General features: G+C 43.7%; 15 protein-coding genes. 14 read left to right on the forward strand and 1 reads right to left on the reverse strand.

The genetic code is table 11. The features are described 5' to 3' along the window. Window positions 1–71 precede the first annotated feature (71 nt). From AC0VZ9_RS11080 to AC0VZ9_RS11130, 11 genes are all read left to right on the forward strand, one after another. Entirely contained in the window at window positions 72–458 is a 387-nt protein-coding gene (locus AC0VZ9_RS11080) for a hypothetical protein (RefSeq protein ID WP_475397367.1), read from the forward strand. Window positions 459–1154: 696 nt separating this feature from the next. Further along, window positions 1155–1610: a hypothetical protein gene (locus tag AC0VZ9_RS11085; RefSeq protein ID WP_475397368.1), complete on the forward strand. Its 456-nt coding sequence runs from the start codon at window positions 1155–1157 to the stop codon at window positions 1608–1610. A 117-nt stretch (window positions 1611–1727) separates the two neighbouring features. Further along, a complete protein-coding gene (locus AC0VZ9_RS11090; RefSeq protein WP_475397369.1) occupies window positions 1728–2204 on the forward strand; it encodes a hypothetical protein in 477 nt (158 codons plus the stop codon). Window positions 2205–2266: 62 nt separating this feature from the next. Then, on the forward strand, window positions 2267–2662 hold the full coding sequence (locus AC0VZ9_RS11095) for a hypothetical protein (RefSeq protein ID WP_475397370.1): 396 nt from the start codon (window positions 2267–2269) through the stop codon (window positions 2660–2662). 67 nt (window positions 2663–2729) lie between these two features. Then, window positions 2730–2948: a helix-turn-helix domain-containing protein gene (locus tag AC0VZ9_RS11100; RefSeq protein WP_475397371.1), complete on the forward strand. Its 219-nt coding sequence runs from the start codon at window positions 2730–2732 to the stop codon at window positions 2946–2948. 12 nt (window positions 2949–2960) lie between these two features. Then, window positions 2961–3737, forward strand: coding sequence for a phage antirepressor (locus AC0VZ9_RS11105; protein ID WP_475397372.1), 777 nt, complete (start codon window positions 2961–2963; stop codon window positions 3735–3737). Window positions 3738–3876: 139 nt separating this feature from the next. Next, window positions 3877–5127, forward strand: a complete 1251-nt coding sequence (locus AC0VZ9_RS11110; protein WP_475397373.1) for a hypothetical protein — start codon at window positions 3877–3879, stop codon at window positions 5125–5127. A 204-nt stretch (window positions 5128–5331) separates the two neighbouring features. Further along, the gene (locus tag AC0VZ9_RS11115; protein WP_475397374.1) at window positions 5332–5964 is read left to right on the forward strand and encodes a hypothetical protein; all 633 of its coding nucleotides are present in this window, start codon (window positions 5332–5334) and stop codon (window positions 5962–5964) included. 214 nt (window positions 5965–6178) lie between these two features. Beyond that, window positions 6179–6640, forward strand: coding sequence for a hypothetical protein (locus AC0VZ9_RS11120; protein ID WP_475397375.1), 462 nt, complete (start codon window positions 6179–6181; stop codon window positions 6638–6640). Between the two features lie 277 nt (window positions 6641–6917). Then, window positions 6918–7157, forward strand: coding sequence for a hypothetical protein (locus tag AC0VZ9_RS11125; protein ID WP_475397376.1), 240 nt, complete (start codon window positions 6918–6920; stop codon window positions 7155–7157). A gap of 15 nt (window positions 7158–7172) precedes the next feature. Next, the gene (locus tag AC0VZ9_RS11130; RefSeq protein WP_475397377.1) at window positions 7173–7568 is read left to right on the forward strand and encodes a phBC6A51 family helix-turn-helix protein; all 396 of its coding nucleotides are present in this window, start codon (window positions 7173–7175) and stop codon (window positions 7566–7568) included. A 134-nt stretch (window positions 7569–7702) separates the two neighbouring features. Here the strand turns inward: AC0VZ9_RS11130 and AC0VZ9_RS11135 are convergent, their stop codons facing one another. Next, window positions 7703–8416 (reverse strand): recombinase family protein, encoded by a 714-nt coding sequence (locus AC0VZ9_RS11135; protein WP_475397378.1) that lies wholly within the window; start codon window positions 8414–8416, stop codon window positions 7703–7705. 280 nt (window positions 8417–8696) lie between these two features. On the opposite strand from AC0VZ9_RS11135, the gene AC0VZ9_RS11140 reads away from it, so the two are divergent. The 3 genes from AC0VZ9_RS11140 to AC0VZ9_RS11150 all read left to right on the forward strand — a co-directional run bounded on the left by AC0VZ9_RS11140 (window position 8697) and on the right by AC0VZ9_RS11150 (window position 12246). Further along, the gene (locus AC0VZ9_RS11140) at window positions 8697–8969 is read left to right on the forward strand and encodes a hypothetical protein (protein WP_475397379.1); all 273 of its coding nucleotides are present in this window, start codon (window positions 8697–8699) and stop codon (window positions 8967–8969) included. Window positions 8970–9114: 145 nt separating this feature from the next. After that, complete coding sequence (locus tag AC0VZ9_RS11145) at window positions 9115–10767, forward strand: phage terminase large subunit family protein (protein WP_475397380.1); 1653 nt, start codon at window positions 9115–9117, stop codon at window positions 10765–10767. Between the two features lie 15 nt (window positions 10768–10782). Continuing rightward, window positions 10783–12246: a phage portal protein gene (locus AC0VZ9_RS11150; RefSeq protein WP_475397381.1), complete on the forward strand. Its 1464-nt coding sequence runs from the start codon at window positions 10783–10785 to the stop codon at window positions 12244–12246. The last annotated feature ends 2 nt before the right edge of the window (window positions 12247–12248 follow it).

The raw sequence follows: 12248 nt of genomic DNA on the forward strand, positions 1-12248 counted from the left end.
ATACTTACTCCCCGGCGGCGGGCGGCAAACCGATAGGCAACGTCGGGTATAATTCGGAAGGGGAGACGGAAATGATTACAAATATTGCGGAAGAATGTTTTTATAGATTGCAAGAATTACACGCTTACGTGAAGGAGTCGCACGAAACTTTAAATCGATTCCAGAGCGTTTTAGATAAACAGTTGGCGCAATGCTACCATGATATCGAGCGCTCTGGAGAGTTCGATGTAGCAGAAGGAAACAATTACGCCCAGAAGTTGAAAGAAATTCTTACTAATCGCCGTCTTGTAAAGGATGAGCTTGCGCGTCTGCAACCGGTGTATAATTTCTTGCGCCATGAAGTAGAGAAAACATCCGAGCAGTATCAGCGGGCTGTGAGAAGATCGTATGAACTGCGCCAGGAATTGAATGTGACCGGAGACCTCGAACGGGTTTTTGTCGCATTCGGAGTGGAATAATCGAGAGGCTCGGCCATACGGCAATATGGTCGGGTCTTTTTGTATATAGAAAGTGCGCGGGGTTAAACTTTTCGGGATACTATTGGGTGAATAAACTTTATAATATCGAGCAAATTTCTTATTAAATGTTCGAAATTGATAAATCATGCATTATATCAAGTGTCCGGATTGGGGAATTGGCGTGACATATTAAGCGTAAGGTGAAAAAGTTTGCAAATTAGTGTCCGAAAACGGTGACTATGACGGCATAGTAATTGTAAGGAGAAAAAGTGCGCGGTTCTGCAATTTAAAGCGACATATAAAAAGAAAGGTAAAAAGTTCCGAAAAACATGCGCTACTTTGGTTTCTATCGCGTCAATCATTACAGGGAAACAAAATCTAATTCTACTATCCGAAAACGGTGCCTCGTGCGTCATTCATAATGTAAGGGTAGCGATGAGGTTTCTCTGAATATTACATTTATGTTACAAACGGACAAAAGTGCGCGATATTTTGCGCGAGTTTGCTTGCTAAACCCTATTATTTTTTAGAAAGAGTTAAAAACTTGTTGATTAGGTGTCCGAAACGATCACCAAACTTGTATCATCTTATGAAGGCAATAGAAGGTGCGCGACACTTCCTTTTAAACCGTATTATTATTTGAGGAGTTAAAGTCACCGTGTAAGACAAAAAAACAAATTTGAGGAGGAAATTAAGATGGCAAAAAGATATTACGAAGTGGTTGAGGTAAAAACAGGTGAGGCAGTTGATTTCTTAATCTTAGATAAAGAGCAATGCCCGGAAAGAATGGCGATCATAATGAACCTAGGCGATGAATTTGAATTACGACGCGTGACCAAAACGGATAATCTAGTCGAAAAGCTTGCGGACTGGTATAACTTTTACCGTAGCGAAACAACTACAATGGAGCGAATCGGTTCTGTCGGAGTCGATAGCGGAATGTTGATGATTACGGACCCTTGCTACGTAAAGGAGGCGACCGATGAGAAATGCTTAGAAATCTACGAAGCTACGAAGGGAAAAGGAGCTGCGCAAATCCTAAATAGTTACGCGCTTGGATTTAATACAGCTTACGGCGACGGCATTTATGATGTTTACGCTAAGAAAGACGAGAATGGCCGCATCGTTAAAGTTGAAATTGTTATGGAGTAACCCTGGGTAACCGGATTAAAAAAGTTAACGAAAGTTGTCCCACTTAAAAGCAATTTTGGTCTATTAGTATTCGTAAGGCAAAATAATCGGACATTAAGTCCGAAGGGAGAGATATTAATGTTTAAACTAGGACAAAAGGTAAGTATCACTGGTAAATTGGAGCAAATCTTCACCTCAAAGCACGAAGTGGAAATTCAGAAGAAAAAGATCTTATCAAAAGGGTCCGTTGGGATAAGTCGAAAATATGAAACATTGTTTTTTGACGAAATGAGAACCGGAATTGTTGTTGGAAAACGTTCAGTAGTCGGTACAAGAGAGCATTACCGAGCGAAAAATACTTTTACAGGTGAACCTTATGTTGAAACAAAAACTACTCGTCAAACTGCATATCTTGTAGCGTGCGATATGCGGGGGTTGCTGCTTGTACCTCACGAGTGTGTTCATGGAATTACTGAAAGCGAAGTCTTATATCGTTTCGAATATGTCGAGGATGATTTGGATTTTTGTTTAGAAAATGACGATGACGACTTTGAGGAGTTTGACGATGATGAGTTCGAAAATTTAGATGATGAAGATTTCGAAGATATTATTTAATTGTACTATTCCGGTGCCGTGACCGCAGTAAATATAAAACTAATTTAAAGGGAGAGATTTAGATGAGAAAAAATATCAAGTTGAATGCGCAGGTAAATAAAGTTGTAATGTGCCACGTAATCCCACTATCAACAGGACACGGAGGAACAACGGTCGGAAATATGGTTCCTTTAAGGAACGATTTGATTAAATCCAAAGGTTCTAAAAATATTTTTGAATGGTTTAGAGCTAATAAAAGTAGATTTGGTATGCCACAAGCGAACTTTGACAGGTTAATAGAATGGCTGGCATCTGCAAATTCCTTAACTGTAAAAGAATACCGCGATTTCGTTTATTGGTGCCATGCGAATCCGCGGACGGTTGATCAAGTACGGGCAGATCAACGGCATTCAATTGAGGTGTGGCGTGATACGGTTGGAAGACAATTTCCATTACCAGCATATACGGCAACCTATTAATTGTGGAAAATGTCATGCGCTTGTCGGATTTTGATTTCAATGGATAATCACAAAGGAGCTGTTAACTATGGATAGCGAAACACTGCGTCTTATCAGGACGTCAAGCAAACTTTCTATTCGAGAATTTGCATCAAAAATAAACGTGAGTCATTCATTAATATCACGTATTGAAGGAGGTGATCGCAGGCTGACGGATAGAGTAAAGCGAAAGGTAATGGTGACGTTTGGCTTGACGGAGGAAAAGCTTGTCGCAATTAAGCTTCTAATCAATGAAATTAAAAATTAAGGGGGAGTTAATTTGAATCAAGTACAAAAGTTGTTTAATTACAACGAAAACCCGATTCGCACGGTAATGTTAGATGGGGAAATTTACTTTGTGGCAAAGGATGTTTGCGAAATTCTTGGAATATCCAAACACAGGGATGCTGTCTCTAGGCTAAGTGCGAAACAAAGGGGGTCGGTAAAAGTGGACACCCTTGGAGGCGCTCAAGAAATGGCGGTATTAAATGAGTCAGGCGTTTATAAATTGGTTTTCCGTAGCAAGAAACCGGAAGCAGAAAAGTTTACCGACTGGATTGCAGAGGAAGTCCTTCCAACAATCAGAAAGCATGGCGCCTATATGACAGAAAATGTATTGGAGCAAGCGATAAGTAATCCTGATTTTATGATCGGCCTACTTTCAAGCCTTAAGGAAGAGCAGGCGCGCAATAAGCATCTCGAGGCTAAAGCGCAAAAGCTTGAGCATGAAATAACCTTGGCCCAGCCGAAAGTTACTTATTACGACACGATTTTAGCGTCAAATAGCGCTGTTAACATCGGACAAATAGCTGACGATTACGGCTTAAATGCACAACAACTAAATCAGATTTTAAAAGATGAGAGAGTACAACGCAAGGTGGGGGGCCAATGGATACTATACCAGCAGCATAGAAACAAGGGGTTAACGAAATCAAAGACTATTTCAATAGGAGAAAACGGATCGAGGATGCACACTCAATGGACACAAAAAGGTCGACTATTCATTCACGAATTACTAACGAAAAAAGGAATCGTACCTATACTCGACATTCTATAAAAGCAATAGGCCTGATGCGCCAACATCAAGCTTATTATTTTGCGCCCTGCATCGGGAGCGTCATTATATTTATCCAATTATATTATAATACGTTCCCCGATAAAAGGCAAGCCAAATTAATTAAAATGGGGGAATTTAAATGGAGACTGAAGCAAAAAAGAGATTAAGGTTATTTGAAGAAGTGTTATTTGAATTAAAAAATCGCAGCACGGAGCACACTTTTGTCCCTAGGCATCCTAAGCTAAAACGCACAATCCTAAGTCTCCTCACAAGTTTAGCGGGTAAAGGTAGTTTTGAAAAAAGGGAGCTTTACAATTCTGCTGTAACTATTGCGTGGGAAGTGCTCGATGGCTTCAGATTGGCGGAAGATACGAGCTGGGACGTAGTCATCTCCGGAGAGGATAAATTAAATCTCAACCGCATAGTAAAGGCGATAGTAAGGAAAATCGAGCACGAGTTGCCCGCCATTGCTAATCCGAACACACGGCGCCTGTATGATCCGGAAACTGGTGGTAAAGTATTCGTCACAGTTAATTTCGAATCGCTCGACCGTCCTTTATACGACGAGGCAGGTGACGTTGTTGGTTCGCTAGTTGACGAAGTTTCTGAGTCTTTCTTTGCGCCTAGTTACACCTACGCTAAAAATCCGTTCGTTGAGTGGTTTCGTAATAACCGCCACGAAGTTCTAACCGCCAGGCAAAATGAATTTATTGACGGACTTTCATCCGGCTTGCTGAAAAAAGACTCCGATTATATCGACGAGAATGACTTCGAAAAGCTGGCCGGCATGAAAACGCATGACCTCGACCGAATCAAGAAGCGGATAAAAGAAAGAACGTTGAAAGCCTGGGAGGAACATCGAAGGGAAATGCCGGAATTAACTAGACGAGGCTCTTACCTTGCGAGGCAAATAGCGGAGTGGAAATCGTTTCTTGAGCTGGCGGATTCCGACGAGCAATTAAGTAGTCAAAACGCGAGATTGTCCGAGTGGATTCGTTCCCGTGAATTTGCCGTGGATTTCGTATATGATGCGCTCGATCATGATATATCGGCAACAAAAGGATTTGTAGCTTATTTAAAGGACGAAACCAAAGAGATAGCTCCAACGTCGATGTACGAAATCTATGTGTTGGTTGTTGCGGAAGTTGAGCGACTGGCGGATGAATTGGCTCGAGTAAACACGGTAACACCAGAGAAGTCACCGGATCAAGTGCGGAGAGACATTAACGCTGAGAGACACCGTGACTACAAGGAGTTCACTCAAGAGCAGCCTTGCTGCTGGTATGATGCGAACGGTGAATTAATGCGTGTGTTTAAATCAAATTTAAAAGAATACAAGATAATGGACCTTAACGCGTTCGGTCATTTAACAGATAAAAGAGATTTTTAGTCTCTAAGTAAATTTAGACATAGATATTCAATTTAAATTATAACTGACACTTATTCAATAGTCAATCTATAGAAATACCTAATTTATGGCGTAATAAGTAGTGAGGGGAGCGTTGCAACAGGTACTATCTCGACCCGAGTTTGGCGATGCTCTCCACTGATTATGCCAGTCGGGGTTTTTAATTTGAAAGGAGCGAGGCTAAACATGTCAGAGTGGACAAAAGATTCTCTGCGAAAACAATTATTTGAACTAATGTCCGATGGAAAGAAAGTAAATCCGCAAAGTGTTGGTAACATCGAGGGCTTTTACAGTGCAGCCAAGAAACTTTATGGCACGTACGAAGAGTTTTTACTCGAACACGGCCTTAATCCTGCGGTCTGCTTCCATCGAAATCGAAACTTAAATTCTATCAAAAGCGCTACGGGTCTTCTTTTTGAGGAAGTCCTTGGCGATATATTAGCTGAATTAAAGCTCAACGTGATCCAAGAAACAGTAAACGGCTGCCGACCGGACTTTATCGTCAGAACTCCCGTAAGTGAAAAGTGGATTGACGCAAAGTTAACGGAACTAACAGCGTTAAGGTCAAAGTCAATAAGTAAATACGTCGGCCACTGCGATAAGTTAATTCTCGTTTACCTGATCGGCGATGATAAGGACTACAACATTACCGATAAAGTGCGTGTTGTTTCCGTTAATAGGTTCATCGACATGTTAACCAGCGCCGAATCTAAAGAGGCTTACCACAAACGGCTTAAGTTGATCGTGAAGATTGCGGACGCTGCCGACAAAGAGATAAAGGATTTTGGCGAGACAGTTGATTATGCGGAGGTAATTTAAATGGATAATAGATTTTTCTACTGTTATTCGCCGGTTTTGTACCGGTTTTTACGAGAGTCGGGCGTTAAGTATATTTGCACCGGGCTGAACGAGTCAACAATGCGCCAATTCTGGCAGTTCGAACGAAACGATAGGTTAAACGATCTTTTAACGGAGTATGCCGGTAACAAGCCGGCTTAAGCTCCGCCTTTATGTAGAAGGGGGATAAGCGAAAATGAGCGAAAGGTTTAAGCAACTGGCGCAAGAAGCTGCGCAAAGAAAAGCGTACAGTCTTCGGGACGACAACGGCCTGTCTGGCTACGCAACAATTCCGCACGACATGTATCGCCGCCTGGTTCCTATCGCAAGAGAATACGAAAAAGGCAACGCGGACATCGTGCTGGTTTATACGTACTTACTGTCGAACGTGAACGGCCAGCGAGATAACGACCGGTATATGAGCGCGTTTACTTCCGTCGAGCGTATCGCTGCAGATACCGGCATCGGACGGAACAGGATAGCGAAACTGTCCAACGTGCTTGAGGCGGTTGGCTTGCTGAAGACTGCTTATGATTATACGTCAAACAAGCGTGACAAGCTTTACTTTCCGATGTATTATTCCGCGTTGACTGACGATCAGATACGGCACAATCTCGATGTGTTATACGGTAAAGATTCGTTAATCACCGTAGAGTGAATTAGGTCAATCACTGTAGAGTGAATTAGGTCAATCACTGTAGAGTGACGGTAATAAGAACAAACGTAATAAGAACAAACGCAATAATAACAAACAAAACATTGCTCCTATAAGAAGAGCACTTATAGTCGCTGCCATCTTTTATTAAAAGATATTTGCGCAAAAAGAATATGCGATATAGATACTAATACCTTATTGCATGAAAGATTATTCGAAGAAGAAAAGAAGTAGATAAGCGTCCAGCCGGCGCCATTTTAATTTAAAGGGGAAATGATAAATGACTAGATTTGATATTGAAAAGCCGACTAAACCAGTAACCGACTTCACACGTAGACCAGCTAAGGTTGTGAAGGATACGCAGAGAAATAAATATATTATCGAACTTGATTACTTGCCGGAAGTTTTATTTCAGGGAGAACGACCAAGGTACTACGAGATAGACGCAAACTATTCCTTTGAAAATAAGAAAGTGGATGACGTAGATATTAAATTGAAAGTCGCACCAAAAAAGAACTAAGAAGGAGGTAATACGATGGCACTCAAATCACTCGGCGCAGAACACTACAAGGCAATCGCGCTACTCGCCGTACCAAAACGCGGAGGTAAGTCTTACGATGAGATTGCCGCAGAGTGTGGCGTGCATGTTAATACGCTATACAATTGGCGCAAAGACCCGTTATTTGAACGTGAGTACAAACGCGAGATTGTCCGTGCATCTGCAGACAAGTTACCAGAGATATTCGCTGCAATACCGCAGCACATTATCAAGGACGGAAATGCCGCCTTATTTAAAACGCTACTGCAGGCGAATGACATGCTGACAGACCGCGTAGAGGTTAACGCAGAGGTTAAATCCGATAAAGATATAGCCGCAATAAAGGCGAGACTGGCACGCTATAGGGACGATTCCACAACGGAACAGGAATGACGCTTATATAGTAGAAAGAACTAGGGTACGCTTGTCCTGGCGTATGTGAATCGGTGTGGATTTGTGCTATTTCATCTGCTGCGGCTGCCTGGCGCGTGCCTGCCCGGAATTTTTTCAAAACAAAAAGCCGTCCGTCATAATATCGGATCAGCTTCGAGGTTGCCACGATATAAGTCTTCTCGGTCCAGGGCGCGCTTGACTTGCATTTGCGTGAAGTGCTTGCCGTCCTGAGTCGTATGGCCTTCGTCGTTAAGCCGGTCAGCAACAGCTTGCAGCGTCAGGCCTTCCGAACGTAAAGCGAAGAGTCTGCGGACTGTATCGACCTTATCAGCGTTGATATGCAGGCGTTTGCTACCTTTCTCTGCGGTATAACCTAACGGCGCCCTGCCGCCAGCGAAGCCGCCTTGCTTGCGCTTGTATTCTCTCGCAGTGGCTAATCGTTGGGCGATACGTTGCTTTTCGAATTCAGCGAACGCACCCATCATCTGACGCATAAGAGCCATCTCCGGCGTACTACCGTTGAAGGGCTCACGCACCGACTCGAGCTCTACGCCCTTGACCGCCAGCTCCTTCTCGATGAACAGTTGGCCGTACAGGTCACGGCTGATGCGATCATACTTAGGAACGATTACCTTTGCGAAATCCTTAGCGGCCGATAGCATTCGGTTAAGCTCCGGACGTTCGAGCGTGGAGCCAGAGATACCTTCGTCGACATATACTTCAAGCAGGTCGTATCCCTTCGCGTGGCAGTAGCTCTCAAGCTCCTCCCGTTGTACAGGCAACCCGAACTTATCTTCGCTAGCTTGTTCAGAAGTTGAAACGCGAATATAACCGACAACTTTAACCATACTTAATCAACAACCTTTCGTTATGAAAAACGTTTGTTAAAAGAAACGTTATTTATTAAGTTAATTGTATTTCATTTCCATAACAATTGCAATAATAAAACGTTATATTTTCTAACGACCCCCACCCAAGGGGGCCAGGCCCAAAATCAGAGGATTTAAGTGGCGAACAAATCCGAGCGTCAGAAAAACGTTTTGACTTTACTTAACTAAAGCGGACTCTTACCGAATGCCTAACGGTAGGAGTTTTTGCCGTTTTCTAAATAGAAGGGAGCAACGTCCAATGAAACTATTCGAAGCGATGGATATTAGAAAAAACGCATACAAGACGTATGTGAGTGCGGAATTAACCGTAGCAAAAAGTAATTGTCTGCTATCAACACGCGAAATGGCTGAAAACTTAAATACTTACGGATTTACCACTAAAGAAAAAATCGAATTACTTCGCGCAATGCAGTCGGCAGTTTCCGATCCTTATGAGGAAGTAATTACGGAGTTAGAGACCGAGGCAAATAAAAGGCCTAAGCGCAGTCCTATAAACACATTCAAGTTCTAACGGAAAGGAGGCGGTCACTATCGCATGGGTTAACGAAAGATGGCTGACGCGGCAACAACGCTCGGAACTGATCGATGTACAGTCCGAACTTGTTTCCGAAATGCTCGCCAGGGAAACGTCCGGCACCTTAACGGAAGCCGAATACGTGGAGCTGGACGAATTGCTAGACGACCTGGACCGTCTTAAGCGCATCCAACGTGCGGAAGATGACCTTCTCTATTTTGCGTTAGAGTATTTTTCGGAACGTTACAACCCGGGAAACTCCGGTAATTGGGACGGATTCGAGCTTGAAGCAGCTGAAGATGGGCCGCAATTCCATAAAGAGATTTGCGAAAGTATTGACGAGGTATCAAACGTTACGAAGAACGCAAAAATCGTTCGAGCAGCGCCACGTTCGCATGGTAAGTCGTCGTATTTATCCAAGGCGGCACCGTTGCGCGAAGTCTGTTTTCGCAAACGTAAGTATATTATCGTTATTTCTGAAACGCCGTCCGTTTCCGAGCCTAACTTGGAATGGCTGGCGACACAGCTGAAAAGTAACGAAAAGTTGCGCCGTGACTTCGGTCCATTACTTTCGCCGAAACAGCAGATGAACCCGAAAGATAACACGACTTCCTTAATCGCATGGGAGCCGGAAGCAAACGGCGGGCAAAAATTGCTGACGATGGTACAAGCGGCTTCAACCGGCCAGGCATTGCGTGGTCGTAACTGGAACGGCGTACGTCCGGATTTGGTAATCGGGGACGACCTCGAAGATATCAAGACCAACGCGGCCACAAAAGAACAGCGTGACAAACTGAAGGACTGGTTTTCGCAAACGGTCATGCCACTCGGTGATGCAAAAGGTGAGAAAACGGCCTTTATTGTAATGGGAACGGTAGTCCATGAGGCAAGTTTACTTAACGACTTAATAAATAATCGCCCGGACTTCCAATCAAAGAAATATCGAGCGCTTATAGAAGACCCTGACCGCATGGATTTATGGGACGAATGCAAGTCGATATACTTAAGCGACCAAATCCCGATAAATGAGCGTGAGATAAAGGCGCGAGAGTTCTACGAAGCCAACAAATCGGAAATGGACGCCGGTGCAGTTGTTTTATGGCCGGAAGTGCAGCCGTTATGGAAGTTATTAACGTGGAAATGGGCGAACGGATCAAAAGCTTTTAACACGGAGTACCAGAATGAGCCTCGTGACGAAGAGAGTGCCATTTTTCATCCAGAATCTTTCCGTTATTATGACGAATCTGACCTCTTCGACGAAGAAGGCCGACCATTACCGTTAGATTATTACGCCTTTTGGGACGTCGCTGCCGGCAAGTCTTCCCGAGCTGACTATAACGCAATCATAACGGTCGCAAGAAATCGAAGAACCGGCATTATCTATATAATCGATGCCTGGGCGAAAAAGTGTCCGGCACATATTGCGCTGGATATGGCGGTAACAAAGATAAAAGAGTTCGGCCACAGCGTTTTTGCGGTCGAAACAATTGGCGTAGGTCATGACATGTATCGTCAGTTGCGTGAAAAACTTGCGAAAGAGCGCGTTTATGGTACAAAGCTGAAGCCGATTGCCCATCACGGAGCTAAAAAAGAAAAACGTATAGAAGCACTTGAGCCGTTATGTGAAAGCGGCTTTTTGCGTTTTATGAAGCATCATAGCTTATTGCTGGAGCAACTCGAACAGTTTCCGAGCGGACAGCACGATGATTTGGCGGATGCTTGTGCCGGTGTGGTTGATCTAATTGGCGCAGGACGCACACGTCGCAGTTATAGGACTAAGCCAGAAGGTTTGTAAATAGGAGGTGCGCATTTGAGTCTATTTAATAAAGGTGAATATTTTCCGCCGGAATCTCATTTAGAGCGAATTGAGCGGTATCGAAAAAATAAACACATCATCAAAGGAAATCACGATTTAGTTTTCAATAGCTTTCCGGATCATCGGCAGCAGTTAGTATATATCGCATCAAACTTGCCAGGAACCTTGGCGAAAAAGTCGGCGGACTTCTTATTCGGCGAGACACCAGTGTTTAGCGCAGGAAAGGACGATTCTTCAGAAGAACAGAAGGCTATTGAGCGCTTAGTAGAAGAAAACGATCTGCATATAACAAACTACGAATCTGCATTCGGCAATGCCTATCGCGGGGATTCCTTCTATAAAATCCGTTGGGGCCAGCGTTACGGTGGAATTATACCGGAATCGGCCGATCCTTTCCGAGTTTTTATTGAAGCGCAAAAAGCTGAGTATGTATTTCCGGAAACATTATCCGGAGATAGTTCGTCAGTATACGCTTATCACATCGCGCGGCCAGTCGTTGTCGAAGGAACTGGCGACGAGGAGTGGGTACTGAATATTGAATCTCATTACCCCGGCCGTATTGAATATTCGAAGTATAAAATCAGACCGTTTCGCCACTCAAGTTACGAGAACGCAGTCATCGAATGGAAAATTGAAGACGAAATCGTTAGTGAGAGACGCACGGTTGATACCGGAGTGCCGTTTCACCTTATCGTACACGTTCCGAACTTCTCTACGGATGATTCGTGGGAAGGTATGGACGATATTAGTGAGAACGAATCTATTTTCGCAGAAATCGATAACCGCCTGAGCAAGATTGCGGAGATTCTTGACAAGCACTCTGATCCAGCAATGGCCGTACCTCACGGAACGCTAGGAGAGGACGCGAAAGGAAATCCGATATTTCATGCAGGCAGAGACAAAATCTTCGAGGTTATGGATAAGAACGAATTAGTTCCGCAATACATCACCTGGAACGGGCAACTGGAGGCTGCGTTTAAAGAATTGGAGTTATTGCTGGATCATCTTCTTATTGTTTCGGAGTTACCTCCGGTCGCTTTAGGCAAAGGAGACAGTGGGACTTCAGGAGCGTCAGGATATGCAATTAAGTGGCGTATGAATTCACTTCTCGCAAAGATAAACCGGAAACGTCAGTACTACAATAAAGGCCTTAAGCATGTTCTGCTAGTTGCGCAAATGCTGGAACACGCAAAATCTGATAAAAAACCAAGCTATGAAATTACGGTTCCTAAAATCAGATTTAAAGACGGTCTTCCAGACGACGAAATGGAACAAGCAAATATTGCTCAAATCCGTACAGCAGGCAAACCGACGCAATCACAACTTAGCGCAATCATGGATATTAACGGATTCACCGAGGAACAAGCGCGTATCGAACTAAAACGCATCCAAGAAGAAGAAAAGGCGCAAGGATTCGTAAACCCTTCGATATTTAACGAAGAAACTGGCGGTGAATAATC

The sequence above is a fragment of the Cytobacillus sp. QJM3NY_8 genome (assembly GCF_056173585.1).